Origin of the sequence: Paenibacillus physcomitrellae (assembly GCF_002240225.1) — a bacterium.
Taxonomy (GTDB): domain Bacteria; phylum Bacillota; class Bacilli; order Paenibacillales; family Paenibacillaceae; genus Fontibacillus; species Fontibacillus physcomitrellae.
On sequence record NZ_CP022584.1, the window covers coordinates 89148 to 104203 of the forward strand.

The following is a 15056-nucleotide window of genomic DNA, read 5'->3' on the forward strand; positions in this document are numbered from 1 at the left end:
GTAAGGAAGAGAGGAGGGGACTCCCATGGCGGATTCATTAGTTATCGTGGAATCACCAGCGAAAGCGAAAACGATCGGCAAATATTTGGGCAGTAAGTTTATCGTGAAAGCTTCGATGGGCCATGTTCGAGATTTGCCTAAAAGTCAAATCGGGGTTGAGGTTGAGAATGATTTTAATCCCAAATATATAACCATCCGCGGAAAAGGTTCCGTACTGAAAGAATTAAAGGACGCCAGAAAAAAAGTCAAAAAAGTATATCTGGCGGCTGACCCCGATCGCGAAGGGGAGGCTATCGCTTGGCATTTGGCCCATGTACTTGACTTGGAGGAAGGCGAAAGCTGCCGGGTCGTTTTCAATGAAATTACGAAGCAGGCTGTTAAAGATGCCTTCAAGACGCCGCGCAAGATAAATATGGATCTGGTAAACGCGCAGCAGGCCCGCCGTATTCTTGACCGGCTGGTAGGTTACAAGATCAGCCCTCTTTTATGGAAGAAAGTCAAAAAAGGGTTATCCGCCGGACGTGTTCAGTCGGTAGCCGTTAAAATCATTTTGGATCGTGAGAATGAGATTTCGGAATTTGTTCCAGAAGAATACTGGAGCATTACAGCCGGACTGAAGACGGGCAGCACGGCTTTCGAAGCCAAGTTCCACAAGCTGGCCGGAGAGAAAAAGGAGCTTCACAGCGAAGCGGATGTTCAGGAAGTGCTTAAGGCAATCGAGAATGCAGAGTATACGGTGGGCACCGTTAAAGAGAAGGAACGCCAAAGACATCCGGCGCCGCCTTTTACGACAAGCTCACTACAGCAGGAAGCGGCTCGAAAGCTGAATTTCCGTGCAGCTAAAACGATGTCTGTTGCCCAGCAGCTTTATGAGGGCGTAGACCTTGGCAAGGAAGGTACGGTTGGTCTTATTACCTACATGCGTACGGATTCCACCCGGATCGCCGAATCGGCGCAAGGGGAAGCCAAAGCTTTTATCGTGGAAAAGTATGGAGAGGCTTTTGCTCCGGAAACGCCGCGTCAATATGTGAAGAAAGCCGCTAATGCGCAGGATGCGCACGAAGCGATTCGTCCAACCTCAATTGAGCGGGATCCCGATTCCGTCAAAGCTTTTATGAGCAAAGACCAGTTCAAGCTCTATAAGTTGATTTGGGAACGGTTTATGGCCAGTCAAATGTCTTCGGCAATTTTAGATACCTTGTCCGTAGATATTACGGCTGGTGAAGTTGTTTTCCGGGCGGTCGGCTCCAAAATCCGCTTCCATGGATTTATGAAGGTTTATGTGGAAGGAAGCGATGATGGAACGGCTTCGGATGACGACAAGTTCCTCCCGCCGCTTCATGAAGGCGACAAGCTGTCTCTGGAGAAGATTGAACCCAAGCAGCATTTTACGCAGCCGCCTCCAAGATATACAGAGGCCCGTCTGGTTAAAACGCTTGAGGAACTGGGTATCGGCAGACCAAGTACCTATGCGCCTACGCTGGAAACGATCCAGAAGCGGGGCTACGTAGCGATCGAAGAGAAGAAATTTATGCCTACCGAGCTTGGTGAGCTGGTTATTGAGCAGATGGAGCAATTTTTCCCGGAGATTCTGGACGTCGAGTTTACTGCGAACATGGAAGATGATCTTGACCATGTGGAAGAAGGCTCCGAGGACTGGGTTCGTGTATTAGGCGAGTTCTATGAGTCCTTTGAGAAGCGGCTCGAGGTTGCGGAAGAGGAAATGAAGGAAATTGAAATCGAAGACGAGGTTTCCGATGAGATTTGTGAGAAATGCGGGAAACACATGGTCTACAAGCTGGGACGTTTCGGTAAATTCCTGGCCTGCTCCGGTTTTCCGGACTGCCGGAATACAAAACCGATCGTGAAGGAAATCGGAGTCACCTGTCCGAAATGCAAGGAAGGGCATGTGGTGGAACGACGCAGCAAAAAAGGCCGTGTCTTCTACGGCTGTAACCGCTATCCGGAATGTGATTATGTGTCCTGGGATAAACCTTCGGCCAAACCTTGTCCGGAGTGCGGCTCGCTGATGATTGAGAAACGCAACAAGCAGGGTATCAAGCTGCAATGTACATCCTGCGACCATACGGAAATGGTAGAAGAAGATAACGATGAGGCAGCTGAGTTTTAACTTAATTGGGGGTTGTAACAATTGACAGAACAAAATAGGGTTACCGTGATCGGCGCAGGTTTGGCGGGCAGCGAAGCTGCCTGGCAGATTGCGAGTCGCGGTGTCCCCGTTACTTTATATGAGATGCGTCCGGTAGTGAAGACACCGGCGCATCATACGAATCAATTTGCCGAGCTGGTTTGCAGTAATTCGCTCCGGGCAAACGGCTTGACAAACGCGGTTGGCGTTTTGAAGGAAGAAATGCGGATGCTCGATTCGCTGGTGCTGGGAGCGGCGGACCGGAATGCGGTTCCGGCGGGTGGAGCGCTTGCCGTAGACCGGGATGGATTCTCGGGGGAGATTACCAAGACGCTGCACGAACATCCGCTGGTAACGGTAATCAATGAAGAGATTCAGGAGATTCCTCAGGACGGCGTTGTCGTGATTGCGACAGGACCTTTGACTTCACCGGCATTGTCCGAGAAAATCAAAGCGTTGATGGGCGAGGAATATTTCTATTTCTACGATGCGGCTGCGCCGATTATCGAGAAAGATTCCATTGACATGAACAAGGTATATTTGGCTTCCCGTTATGATAAGGGAGAGGCCGCTTATCTGAACTGCCCAATGAATGAAGAGGAATTTAACGCTTTTTATGATGCGCTGATTTCTGCAGAAGTAGCTCAGCTTAAGGAATTTGAGAAAGAGGTTTATTTCGAGGGCTGTATGCCCATTGAAGTGATGATGAAGCGCGGGAAGCAAACGGCTTTGTTTGGACCCATGAAACCTGTCGGGTTGATTAACCCGCACACAGGAACGCTTCCATATGCCGTTGTGCAGCTGCGTCAGGATAATGCTGCTGGCACGCTGTACAATATGGTTGGATTCCAGACCCACTTGAAATGGGGCGAGCAGAAGCGGGTATTCTCGATGATTCCGGGACTTGAGAACGCAGAGTTTGTTCGTTACGGCGTTATGCACCGCAATACCTTTATTAATTCGCCTAAACTGATGCAGCCGACTTACCAGTTCAAGAGCCGTCCGACGCTGTTTTTTGCCGGGCAGATGACTGGGGTAGAAGGTTATGTGGAATCGGCCGCATCCGGACTTATTGCCGGCATTAATGCCGCACGTGTGGCTTCCGGGCAGGATGGTATTATTTTTCCGGAGGAGACCACATTAGGCAGTATGGCTCGTTATATTACGACTGCAGATTTCAAACATTTCCAGCCGATGAATGCCAACTTCGGATTGTTCCCTAAACTGGATACTCGGATCAAGCAAAAGAAAGAAAAATATGAAGCGCTCGCTCACCGCGCGCTAAATTCTTTACAAACCTTTATTACGGCTTCCGGACTTAAATAACCCTAAGGAAGGTGCTTACGGATGGATTTATCTTTTCATGCCACTACGATCTGTGCAGTCCGTCATAATGGACAATGCGCTATTGCGGGCGATGGCCAGGTGACGTTTGGAGAGAACGTCATTATGAAGCATACGGCCAAGAAGGTCCGCCGTTTATACCGCGGCCAGGTTTTGGCCGGTTTCGCCGGTTCGGTCGCGGATGCGATCACGCTCTTTGAGAAGTTTGAAGGCAAACTGGAAGAACACCACGGGAACCTGCAGCGGGCTGCTGTTGAACTGGCCAAGGAGTGGCGTCAGGATCGCGTGCTCCGCAAGCTGGAGGCGCTTCTGATCGTCATGGATAAAAGCGGAATGCTGCTGATCTCCGGCGGTGGTGAAATTATCGAACCGGATGACGATGTGCTGGCTATCGGATCCGGCGGCAATTATGCCTTGTCTGCTGCCCGGGCGCTGAAGCGTCATGCCCAAGGGCTTGGTGCCAAAGAGATGGCCTATGAGGCCTTAAAAGTAGCAGCAGATATTTGCGTATATACAAACCATAACATTATCGTCGAAGAACTGTAATAGAATGGGAGAGAAGGCGGCCTTTACGGGCTGTCAAACCTGGCCGGCTTTTTTCTGATGGATTAGACTTCCTTATGAGAGAAGCCGGTCTTATTTTTCAGGAGGCACGAGGTATGAGAAATCAATCACTAACGCCAAGAGAAATTGTAACCGAGCTGGATAAATATATCGTCGGGCAAAAACAAGCCAAAAAATCCGTTGCCGTTGCTCTGCGCAACCGGTATCGCCGCAGCCTGCTTCATGATGATGTCAGAGATGAAATTGTACCGAAAAATATTTTGATGATTGGGCCGACAGGGGTCGGGAAGACGGAGATCGCCCGGCGTCTGGCCAAACTGGTCGGAGCCCCTTTTGTTAAAGTGGAAGCCACCAAGTTTACAGAAGTCGGTTACGTGGGTCGGGATGTCGAATCCATGATTCGTGATCTTATTGAAACTTCCATCCGCATGGTGAAAGCCGAACGGACTGAACAAGTTCAAGATAAGGCAGAAGAGCTGGCCAACGAACGTCTGGTTCAATTGCTTGCCCCTTCTACAGCGCAGAATAAACAGCAGCGGAATCCGTTTGAAATGCTGTTTGGCGGCGGAGGAGCGGGACAATCCCAGGAGCCGGCGTCAGGAAAAGACGAAGAGGAAAAAGACAGCCAGCTTGCGGAGAAGCGGCGTCAGATTCGATTCAAGTTGCTGTCAGGCAGCCTCGAAGAAGACATCGTTGAAATTGATGTTGAGGATACCGCCCCAACTATGCTGGATATGTTGTCCGGTCAGGGCGGCGACCAAATGGGCATGAATATGCAGGAAATGCTCGGCAGCTTTATGCCGAAACGGACCAGAAAGCGTAAGCTCAGCGTGAAGGAAGCCCGCAAGGTGCTGACCCAGGAAGAAGCCAACAAGCTGATTGATCATGATGATCTTGTTCAGGAAGCGGTAAGCCGCGCGGAGCAGTCCGGCATCATTTTTATAGACGAGATTGATAAGGTGGCCAGCAAAGGCCAGGGATCAGGTCCGGATGTATCCAGAGAAGGGGTTCAGCGAGATATTCTGCCGATCGTCGAAGGATCAACGGTTATGACCAAATATGGCCCCGTCAAGACGGATTATATTTTGTTCATAGCTGCGGGAGCTTTTCATGTGGCTAAACCTTCTGATTTAATTCCGGAGCTGCAGGGCCGATTCCCGATTCGCGTTGAACTCAGCAGTTTAAGTTTGGATGATTTTGTATCTATTTTGACCGAACCCCAAAATGCATTGACGAAACAATATGCAGACTTGCTGGCTACCGAAAACATCAACATCGAATTTTCGCCAGAGGCGATTCGTGAAATAGCGTCGATTGCGGCAACGGTAAATGCCAATAATGAAAACATTGGCGCCCGCCGGCTCCATACCATTCTGGAGAAATTGCTTGAGGACCTGTCCTTTGAAGCGCCTGAACTGACATTGGAACAATTTGTGATAACTCCCCAATATGTTAAAGGCAAACTTGGAGACATTGCGGAGGATCGTGATTTGAGTCAATACATTTTGTAACCGATTCGGCTATCAAGGAAGAAGCAGTTGAACCGGAATAAAACCGAAAAAAATAGCAAGAAATAGCGAGAGACCGACCAGTGCCTATAGGATATAGGACATTGGTCGGTCTCTTGTTTATTCCGACAGTCCTTTGACCTGACTTTGTCGCTTTATGGCAAAAATTATAAGCATTTATATGAAAATAGTGATAAAATATACAGGATTGTGCCATATTTTCGGAAAGATAGTCCTTTTTTCTTATTGTATTCTATTACAAAGAATAAGAAACTTAGTATAGGTAGTTGAACAATATTTTTCCATAATAGGACGTAAGAAATAAATTAAAGTAGATGGATTTGTCGAGATAAGAGGAAAATGACGAAAAATGTAGAAATGTTAATATGGACCTAAAAAGATAGGGATATAGGAGGAGAATGAAGAGATGCAGCTGCTGAATGGAGTCGGCTTTGACCGCTTGCAAAATGCAATTCAAGCCTCGGATCTGAGACAAAACGTGATCGCCAATAATATTGCCAATGTAGACACCCCTAAGTTCAAACGGTCGGATGTCTCTTTTGAGTCATTGCTTCAGAACGAAATGGGTAATGGTATGAAGGAATTGTCGGGACTGCGCACAGATCCGAGACATTTTGCTATAGGAACTTCAACCAAAGTGCCGTCGGCTAAAGTAACAACCGATAACGCTACAACGATGAATAACAATTTGAACAATGTAGATATAGATCGTGAGATGTCCTTATTAGCGGAGAACCAATTGCGTTACAACTCTTACATAGAGGAGCTTAATTATCAGATTAAAATGATGAAGACAGCAGTAGGAGGAAACGTTTAATTATGAATATTAGCAACAGCTTTGGCATTAGTTCGTCAGCTCTAACCGCCCAGCGTTTGCGTATGGACGTTATTTCCTCCAATATCGCAAATGCGGAAACAACACGCGCTTCCGTGGTAGACGGCAAGGCGGTGCCTTATCGCCGGAAGATGGTTGTTCTATCTTCGGATCAGACGCCATTCAGCAATGTTTTGAACCAGGCCATGAATGGACAATCCTCAGCAGGCCAAGGGGTAAAGGTCAAGGCGATTGAGGAAGATCAATCTCCGTTCAAGCCGGTGTATGACCCGGACCATCCGGATGCGGATAGTGAAGGGTACGTGTATATGCCGAATGTCGATACGGTCAAAGAAATGGTCGATATGATTTCGGCATCCCGTTCTTATGAAGCCAATGTGACGGCGTTAAACGCGTCGAAGAGCATGCTCACTAAAGCACTGCAAATCGGAAAATAAATCATGACTGAGAGATGGAGGCTTATATAAATGATTCAGAATGTTAGCATACCTGCCGTACAGCAGCTTGAAATGATTAAGCCGCAAGCCGTTATAGACACTCCGACTCCGGCAGAAAGTCTTAACAGCTTTGGTTCCTACTTGAAGAATGCCATAGACGGTGTAGCGGCCCAGGAACAAAACGTTCAAGCGCTTAACAATCAGTTTATGGCTGGTAAAGTTAATGTGGATCAGGTGATGATCGGATCGGAACAGGCTTTGCTTAGTTTACAGCTTACTACTCAAGTTCGTAACAAGGTAATTGAAGCCTATCAGGAAATTATGCGAACTCAAATGTAAGCAGGACCAGTTAAGCCAAGTTTCGGATGAGGTGACAATGTGAATGAGAGAATCGCCCAGTATAGGGATAAGATTGTCCGATACTGGAACAATTTCAGCAAAAAGCAGAAAACGTTATTCCTATCTACCGCAGGGATTATCCTGCTGGCTATTATTCTTTTGACTGTGCAATTCTCAAAAACGGAGTATGAGGTAGCTTTTACGGGGCTAGATTCCACGGATGCGGCAGGAATTATGTCCTATTTGGATACAAACGGGACGCCTTATAAACTCAGCAGCGATGGGAAAAGCATTTCAGTACCCAGCACGGATGCGGCAAGGGTCAAAGTAGATATTGGTTCGCAGGGGATTATCCAGAGCGGATCCATTGGTTTTGATAAAACATTTGGCGGGAGCTCCAGTGTAATCGGGATGACCGACGAGGAGTTTAACGTCAAATACAAAAGCGCCTTGAACGGTGAGGTTGAACAGCTGCTAAAAAGAACGGGCGGCGTTCAAAATGCGAAGGTCCTGATCAACCTCCCGGCTCAAAACGTGTTTGCAAGTGCGGACGAACAAGAGAAGGCTTCGGCATCGGTGGTTCTCGATTTCAAGCCAGGGTTTCGCCCTACACAAGATAATATCGACGGATACTTCAATTTAGTTAAGACCGCGGTGCCAAATCTTCCTGTAGAAAATATTACGATCTCCGGAGGAGACACCGAATTGCTTCCTTCGGGACAAGGAGGAGCAGGCGGAGGAACCCTTACGGGAGCTGTGCAGGAAAACCTGAATTTGCAGAAAAAATTCGAAAGTGACGTAAGACAAAGCGTTAAACAATTTTTAAGCAAACTTACGGGTCCCGATAAAATCGAGGTTTTGGTTGCCTCCAAACTGAACTTTGACCAGGTAAGCTCGAAGGAACAGCTGGTTACTCCTGTAGATGAAGAGAATATGAAGGGGATTGCAATCAGTGCCCAAACGGTTCAGAACACTTACTCTGGTTCGGGAAGCACAGATGGCGGAGTAGCGGGAACTGGGGACAGCGATGTGCCGGGGTATCCATCATCAGCCTCAGGCAACACTACCAATTCGGAAGAAAATTCATCAACCATTAACTACGAGGTTAACCATATTACCAAGGACATCATAGCAAGTCCCTATGTTGTTAAAGATTTAACCATTAACGTGCTGGTTGAACCACCTAACGGACAAAATTCTTTGGATCAAACCACACAAGATGCTATAGATAAAATTTTGAAAAATATAGTCGCTTCTTATTTGGCGGATTCAGGAACCACTTATACGGACGAACAACTTAGCCAGAAAGTATCGGTTTATGGACAGGCCTTTGAAGGAAACAGTACGCCAGACGCCAAAACAGGGCTTTCCAGCTTGTGGATGTGGGGGCTTGGAGCCGTGGCGCTCCTTGCAGTCGGTGTAGCGGGTGTGCTGATCTTCAGAAACCGCAGACGGGCGCGTGAAGAAGCCGAGGTTGAGGATATGCCGCTTCCGGTGGCGACGGAGTATCCATCGATCAGCCTGGAGAGCGTTACAAACGAAAATCAAGTCAGAAAGCAATTGGAGAATCTGGCCAAGAAGAAACCGGACGAATTCGTCAATCTGCTCCGTACTTGGCTTGCTGAGGAATAGAGGTGATTTTTATTGTCTAAGTTGAGCACTCAGGGATTGACGGGGAAGCAGAAAGCAGCAATCCTGCTGATTACATTGGGGCCGGAAGTGTCGGCCCAAATATTTAAACATCTGAGAGATGAGGAAATTGAACAGCTGACACTGGAAATCGCAAATGTGCGGAAGGTAGATTCAGCAGAGAAAGATATGGTCATGGCTGAGTTCCACCAGATCTGTCTGGCTCAGGAATATATTTCACAGGGCGGCATCAATTACGCCAAAGATATTTTGGAGAAGGCCCTCGGTCAGCAGAAAGCGATGGACATTATCAATCGCCTGACGGCGACTCTGCAGGTCAGACCGTTTGATTTTGCCAGAAAAGCGGATCCGAACCAGATTCTGAATTTCATTCAGAACGAAAATGCACAAACGATCGCACTTGTCTTATCTTATCTGCAGTTTGAGCAGGCAGCGTCAATTCTCTCTTCTCTTCCTCAAGAGAAGCAGGCAGAAGTTGCAAGAAGAATTGCAGTGATGGATAGCACGTCTCCAGAGGTCATTGCCCAGGTTGAACGTGTGCTTGAACAGAAGCTGTCTTCGACGGTAACTCAGGACTATACGACTGCTGGCGGCATCGAATCGATTGTTCAGATTTTGAATGGCGTAGACCGTGGTACAGAAAGAACGATTCTGGACTCTCTGGAGATTCAGGATCCCGAGCTTGCCGAGGAAATCAAGAAGCGGATGTTTGTCTTCGAAGATATCGTCAATGTGGATAACCGTTCCATTCAGCGGATCATCCGTGACATCGATAATGCCGATTTGCAGCTTGCACTCAAAGTGGCCAGTGAGGAAGTGCGGGAAGCGGTTTTCCGCAATATGTCCAAACGGATGTCGGAAACGTTCAAGGAAGAAATGGAATACATGGGACCTGTGCGGCTGCGTGATGTTGAAGAAGCTCAGACCCGTATCGTAGCTACAATTAGAAGACTTGAGGAAGCCGGTGAAATTATCATAGCTCGCGGCGGAGGAGATGACATCATTGTCTAAATTGATTAAAGCTACCCAATATGTCCCACTGGATAACTTGAAGCAATTGGACCTCTCCAAACGGTATGAATCTTCCGTGTCCGATCAGGAATTAGATGCAGAACATGACAAGTCGGAGCATGAATCGGTTTACAGGAAACGGATGGAAGAAGCGGAGCAGACCCGCATGGAAATTTTGCAGGATGCCAAAGAGTTTGCGGAAAGACAGGTTCGTGAAGCTTCGGAGGAAGCCGAACGGATCATGGAAGAAGCCAAACAGCAGATTGAAGCCTGGTGGCAGGAACGAAGGCAGCAGGATGAGCAGCTGATCGAAGCTTCCAAAGCGGAAGGTTTTCACCAAGGTTATGAGGAAGGCCGGCAGCAGGTAGAGCTGGAGCTGAAGCAGCAAATTGACCGGATGATGAGCGAAGCTCAGAGTGTTCTTGCGGAAGCGCAGAGGAACAAAGAACAAATCATCCAGGAAGCGGAGCCGTTTGTTGTCGCTCTGAGCTGTGAAATCGCCAGAAAAATTGTTGACAGGCAGCTGACGGTTGAACCTGGGTTTGCACTGGATCTTATAGAGCGCAACCTGGCCCGCAAAAAAGAACAGGGAACACTGACGCTTTGCGTTTCACCTTCTCATTATTCCTTTGTTCACGCGGCAAAAGAAGAGCTGTCGCTCGTTATTGACTCACAGGCAGAGCTGCTGATCATTCCGGATTCCAGTGTGAAGGATCATGGCTGTGTCATCCGATCTTCATTCGGAAGTGTCGATGCTAGAATTGATACGCAGCTCACGGAAATTAAGAAGGAATTGCTGCGAATCTCCCAGCATGCTGAAGATCAAAGAATGGATGATGACCATGTTTAATCTGGATACTTACCTGGAGCATTTGAGAGAAATCGATCCTGTCCGGGTCAACGGTAAAGTCACTCAGGTTATCGGATTGATGGTGGAATCAGAAGGTCCGGATGCAAGCATCGGCGACGTATGCGAAATTTATCCTACGAAATCGTCCGTGCCGCTGAAAGCGGAAGTTGTTGGTTTTCGTGACAACAAAGTGCTGCTGATGCCGCTCGGCGAACTGCATTCGATTGGTCCGGGCTGCGATGTCGTCGGCACCGGCAAGCCGCTTACGGTCCAGGTCGGATCGGAGCTGCTCGGCAAAGTGCTGGACGGGCTCGGCCAGCCGCTGGACGGTTCGCTGCTTCCATCCCGTATGGGGCATTTCTCAACGCTGAACAAGCCGGTGAATCCGCTGGCGAAACCGCGGGTCAAGGACCCGATCAGCATCGGCGTCCGGGCTATTGACGGATTGCTGACGATCGGCAAAGGCCAGCGGGTGGGGATTTTTGCAGGCTCAGGGGTTGGGAAAAGCACCTTGATGGGCATGATTGCCCGCAACACCTCGGCTGACGTCAACGTGATTGCACTGATCGGGGAACGCGGGAGAGAAGTGCTCGATTTTATTGAACGGGACTTGGGGCCGGAAGGTTTGGCCAGATCGGTGGTTATCGTAGCAACCTCCGACCAGCCCGCTTTGATCCGGATGAAAGGCGCGCTGATCGCAACGACGATTGCCGAGTTTTTTCGGGATCGCGGAATGAATGTCATGCTGATGATGGATTCGGTCACCCGTTATGCGATGGCGCTTCGGGAAGTGGGGCTGGCTGTCGGAGAACCGCCGGCGATGCGGGGCTATACGCCTTCCGTGTTTGCCGCTTTGCCCAAGCTGCTGGAGCGTGCAGGAACAGGGAAAACCGGTTCCATCACAGCCTTCTATACCGTGCTGGTGGATGGCGACGACATGAATGAACCGATCGCCGATGCTGTTCGGGGGATATTGGACGGTCACATCGTCTTGAACCGGAATATTGCCAATAAGGGCCATTTTCCGGCTATCGATATTTTGGCCAGTATCAGCAGGGTTATGAAGGATATTACTTCGGAAGAACAGATGGATGCAGCCAACAACTTGAAACGGATCATGTCAGTGTACAAGGAATCCGAGGATTTGATTAATATCGGTGCCTACCAGAAAGGCTCAAATCCACAGATTGACCAGGCCATCGACTCCATTGAGCGGGTTTGGGAGTATACGAAACAAAAGGTTAACGAGAAGGTAACGCTTGACGAAGCAACAGAACGTTTAATTGCCGAATTCGCAGGAGGATGATTGAATCGTGAAATTTAATTACGCCTTTCAGAAAGTGGTTGACCTGAAGACTAACGAGAAAACACAGGCTGAATGGATGCTTTCTGCGGCAATAGGCGTTCTGCAAAACGAAATGAGCAGTCTCGAGCAGCTGGTGGAGGACAAACGGAAGCTGGCGGCAGCGATTCAGGAGGAAGCGCAAAAATCATCCTCCTGTCTGAAGCTTCAAGCCTTGCAGCAATATTCTGATCATCTTGAACGCTGTATCGCCCTGAAATCCAAAGATGTCGATAATGCGGAGCAAAATGTTGAGAAGAACAAGGCCCACTTAAGCAGCAGGATGCTGGATGAGAAGGTTTGGCTAAAGGCAAAAGATAAGGCGCTTGATGCGTTCCGCCAGCAAATGCTTCTCAGGGAACAAAATGAACTGGATGAGATGGCGACCGTCCGGTTCGCCATGAGAGCCCGGTAAGGTTGGTTCCGAGCTTTTTGGAGAGGAGGATTTTATCTTGGCGCAAGCTGAATTAGAAGAGAAAGAAACAGGCGGGGGATTTGGACGGTTTTTGTTTTTTGTAACACCTATTTTGTTTACGATCGTGCTGTTGGGCGTGCTGCTCACGCTTTTGAATAAAGATGTGCAGAACAAGGCTTTAACCGCACTGAATAAAGTTCCGTTCGTTAATCAGTGGGTTCCAGACCCCGTGAAGACGGGGGCTGAAGGTCAGAAAGACACGGCCGAGCAGGAGAAGAGCTCCGAAGCAACAATTAAGGAGCTCAAGAATCAGCTGGCCGAGCAGCAAAAACAAATTCAGAAAGCCAACGAGCAAACGGCTCAGCAATCGGAAAAGGTCAATGATCTGCAGGCTAAACTGGATGAAGCCACACAGAAAAATAACGAGCAGGCGCAGCAGACGGCAAATGAGGCCGCCGAAAATTATCAAAAGCAAGTCAAACAGCTTGCCCAGCTGTATGGGGAAATGAACGCCAGCAAAGCGGCGAGTATTATGAGCAATTTGACGACCGAAGAAAATGTGCTGTTGTTCAATGCGATGAGCAATGAAAGCAAATCAGCCATTCTGGAGAAGATGGACCCGAAGGAAGCCGCTGAAATCTCTATCCGTTTGAAGGATGCGGAGCCCTCGGAGGATTTGGCGATCGCCGCCCTTCAGTCCAGATTGAAAAAAGACGAAAGCGCAGGCAGTCAGAGCACCGGGTCCTCTGCAGCATCGGGATTGGACACAACGCAGTTAAGTCAAACCTTTGCGACTATGGATCCAACCAAAGCGGCGAAGCTGCTGCTCCAGACCAATACGATCAGTCCTGAGAAAACCCTTTCGATCCTCCATGCTGTGGACGATGCGACGCGTTCCCGGATCTTGGCGGCCATGTCAGATGAAGATGATGTGGCTACAGCGAAGATCCTGAATAAGCTGGTCAGCAGCAAATAGCTTTTCACATCACTTGAAAGGAGGTGATAAAAATATGAGTTCGATTCAAAGCACACCAGCCACTTCGGCAGCAGCAGGTTCCGGTGGTTCGCCAGGAGCGAGTACTACAGCATCTTCCGTCAGTTCCGCAGGTCCGGGAGCTACTTCGGCTTCCACAGCAACAGCTGGAGGTTCCGGAACGGCAGCGGGCGGCAAAGCGGCTCAGGGAGCTCCGGGAGCTACATTTAGCGGTACGCTTATTCAGTTCCTGTCAGGTACACCTGCTGGCGCTAACGACGCTTCACCGAAAGCCGCCAGCAACGCAAGCGAAAATGCAGAGCTTCAGTTGGCGGCATCTATTCTGGCGTTGTTGGGCGGTGCCAAAACAGCCGCCCCGAGTACTGCAGATGCAGCCGGTCAAAGCACAAACACCGCTGAGTTGTCCAAAGCGCTTGAGGCTCTTGCCGATCTGCTTCAAAACACAAAAGATCTGCAGGACGTGTTAACGGCTGATCCCCAGCTGATGACACAACTTCAGTTATGGATTCAGCAGGCGCTGCAGCTTCTCCAAGGAATGGGCGGTTTGCAGACGGGAGCAGCAGCGTCGCAAGGCAATGTTGATCTTATGGCTTCGGTTTCTGCATCCGGTCAGAGCTCGGCGCTTCCTGAACTTCCTATGCTGGCCAAGCAGCCGGATACGATGAAGTTTGCATTGCTGGATACGATCCAATCGCTGAAGGAGCTTGTCGGTAGCGTTGGCCCGGCAGGGATTTCTTCTCAGCTGACAGGTTCGTTCGACCAGCTGGTGTCCTCCTTACAGAAGACGCTGGGACAACTGCAGAACGCTAACGTTCAACCACAGAACCCGCAGCTGGCCGTCCAAGTGGACAAAGGGCTTACGCCAGCCGATCAAACAACGGTTCAAGGCGACAGAACGGCAATGGCAGATCGCTCTGCGCAGCAGCAGCCCACAGTGTCCGTACAGACAGCGAACGAGGACAGCGCTTCTAACCAGAATCAGTCTTCGGACCAAACCCCTTATACGACGGGGTCCAATGTAGTGACGGCCGGACAGCTGCAGCTTAGAGACGGTACAGCAGTTATGCCGAAAGCGCCAGCACCGGTACCGGTGGATCAATTTGCTCAGGAAATGACCCGGTTTGTAGTGAGTAAACTTGATATTGTCAAACTTCAGGGGATGTCCGAAGCTAAAATTTCTTTAACTCCGGAGCACTTGGGGCAGGTAGATATCCGTATTACGCTTCATAATGGTCAGCTAGTAGCCCAGTTTGTTACCGAGCATGCTTTTGCCAAAGATTCGCTCGAACAGCAGATGTCCCAGCTTCGAACGGCGCTTCAATCGCAGGGCTTGCAAGTAGAGAAACTTGAAGTTACGCAAAACGCTTCTCTCTCCTCGCATATGTACCAGGATGGCAAGCAGTCGGGAAGTGGTTCGCAGCAGCGCGAGAACAACCGCCGCAGAACGGTCGAGGAAGATGACGGGTTAACGAGCCTAGATTCCATCGAAGAATGGAACGAGTGGGTGAAGGAAGTGCAGTCCAAGCAGGAGAACTACGGCAGCTCTTTTGTAGCAAAAGCCTAGTTTGTATTGGTTGATAGCACCAGGGGAAGGAGG

At 49.2% G+C, this 15056-nt stretch carries 14 protein-coding genes; all 14 read left to right on the forward strand.

Annotated features, from left to right (window positions below; all coding sequences use genetic code 11):
• Positions 1-25: 25 nt before the first annotated feature.
• The 14 genes from topA (at position 26) to CBE73_RS00510 (ending at position 15023) form a co-directional block, all read left to right on the forward strand.
• Complete coding sequence (topA, locus tag CBE73_RS00445) at positions 26-2131, forward strand: type I DNA topoisomerase (protein WP_094092509.1); 2106 nt, start codon at positions 26-28, stop codon at positions 2129-2131.
• Positions 2132-2152: 21 nt separating this feature from the next.
• Positions 2153-3475 carry an FADH(2)-oxidizing methylenetetrahydrofolate--tRNA-(uracil(54)-C(5))-methyltransferase TrmFO gene (trmFO, locus tag CBE73_RS00450; RefSeq protein ID WP_094092510.1) on the forward strand — a complete coding sequence of 441 codons (1323 nt, stop codon included), beginning with the start codon at positions 2153-2155 and terminating at the stop codon, positions 3473-3475.
• 21 nt (positions 3476-3496) lie between these two features.
• Positions 3497-4039 carry an ATP-dependent protease subunit HslV gene (gene hslV, locus CBE73_RS00455; RefSeq protein WP_094092511.1) on the forward strand — a complete coding sequence of 181 codons (543 nt, stop codon included), beginning with the start codon at positions 3497-3499 and terminating at the stop codon, positions 4037-4039.
• A gap of 113 nt (positions 4040-4152) precedes the next feature.
• Positions 4153-5568, forward strand: coding sequence for an ATP-dependent protease ATPase subunit HslU (gene hslU, locus CBE73_RS00460; RefSeq protein WP_094092512.1), 1416 nt, complete (start codon positions 4153-4155; stop codon positions 5566-5568).
• Between the two features lie 424 nt (positions 5569-5992).
• A complete protein-coding gene (flgB, locus tag CBE73_RS00465; protein WP_094092513.1) occupies positions 5993-6403 on the forward strand; it encodes a flagellar basal body rod protein FlgB in 411 nt (136 codons plus the stop codon).
• Positions 6404-6405: 2 nt separating this feature from the next.
• Positions 6406-6858, forward strand: a complete 453-nt coding sequence (flgC, locus tag CBE73_RS00470) for a flagellar basal body rod protein FlgC (protein WP_094092514.1) — start codon at positions 6406-6408, stop codon at positions 6856-6858.
• 30 nt (positions 6859-6888) lie between these two features.
• Positions 6889-7197 carry a flagellar hook-basal body complex protein FliE gene (gene fliE, locus CBE73_RS00475; protein ID WP_094092515.1) on the forward strand — a complete coding sequence of 103 codons (309 nt, stop codon included), beginning with the start codon at positions 6889-6891 and terminating at the stop codon, positions 7195-7197.
• A 39-nt stretch (positions 7198-7236) separates the two neighbouring features.
• Complete coding sequence (gene fliF, locus CBE73_RS00480) at positions 7237-8829, forward strand: flagellar basal-body MS-ring/collar protein FliF (protein WP_094092516.1); 1593 nt, start codon at positions 7237-7239, stop codon at positions 8827-8829.
• Positions 8830-8850: 21 nt separating this feature from the next.
• Positions 8851-9858, forward strand: a complete 1008-nt coding sequence (gene fliG, locus CBE73_RS00485) for a flagellar motor switch protein FliG (protein ID WP_373286373.1) — start codon at positions 8851-8853, stop codon at positions 9856-9858.
• Positions 9851-10708, forward strand: a complete 858-nt coding sequence (locus CBE73_RS00490) for a FliH/SctL family protein (protein WP_094092518.1) — start codon at positions 9851-9853, stop codon at positions 10706-10708. The genes fliG and CBE73_RS00490 overlap by 8 nt, the downstream gene beginning before the upstream one ends.
• Positions 10701-12014, forward strand: a complete 1314-nt coding sequence (gene fliI / locus CBE73_RS00495) for a flagellar protein export ATPase FliI (RefSeq protein WP_373286372.1) — start codon at positions 10701-10703, stop codon at positions 12012-12014. Before CBE73_RS00490 ends, fliI begins: the two co-directional genes overlap by 8 nt.
• 7 nt (positions 12015-12021) lie before the next feature.
• On the forward strand, positions 12022-12465 hold the full coding sequence (gene fliJ, locus CBE73_RS00500; protein WP_094092519.1) for a flagellar export protein FliJ: 444 nt from the start codon (positions 12022-12024) through the stop codon (positions 12463-12465).
• A 37-nt stretch (positions 12466-12502) separates the two neighbouring features.
• On the forward strand, positions 12503-13441 hold the full coding sequence (locus CBE73_RS00505; protein WP_094092520.1) for a MotE family protein: 939 nt from the start codon (positions 12503-12505) through the stop codon (positions 13439-13441).
• 34 nt (positions 13442-13475) lie between these two features.
• A complete protein-coding gene (locus CBE73_RS00510; RefSeq protein WP_094092521.1) occupies positions 13476-15023 on the forward strand; it encodes a flagellar hook-length control protein FliK in 1548 nt (515 codons plus the stop codon).
• The last annotated feature ends 33 nt before the right edge of the window (positions 15024-15056 follow it).

Coding starts and splice junctions, on each gene's coding strand:
- flgB (WP_094092513.1), top strand. CDS start 5,993: ATGCAGCTGCTGAATGGAGTCGGCTTTGACCGCTTGCAAAATGCAATT.
- fliE (WP_094092515.1), top strand. CDS start 6,889: ATGATTCAGAATGTTAGCATACCTGCCGTACAGCAGCTTGAAATGATT.
- CBE73_RS00510 (WP_094092521.1), top strand. CDS start 13,476: ATGAGTTCGATTCAAAGCACACCAGCCACTTCGGCAGCAGCAGGTTCC.
- flgC (WP_094092514.1), top strand. CDS start 6,406: ATGAATATTAGCAACAGCTTTGGCATTAGTTCGTCAGCTCTAACCGCC.
- hslU (WP_094092512.1), top strand. CDS start 4,153: ATGAGAAATCAATCACTAACGCCAAGAGAAATTGTAACCGAGCTGGAT.
- hslV (WP_094092511.1), top strand. CDS start 3,497: ATGGATTTATCTTTTCATGCCACTACGATCTGTGCAGTCCGTCATAAT.
- topA (WP_094092509.1), top strand. CDS start 26: ATGGCGGATTCATTAGTTATCGTGGAATCACCAGCGAAAGCGAAAACG.
- fliI (WP_373286372.1), top strand. CDS start 10,701: ATGTTTAATCTGGATACTTACCTGGAGCATTTGAGAGAAATCGATCCT.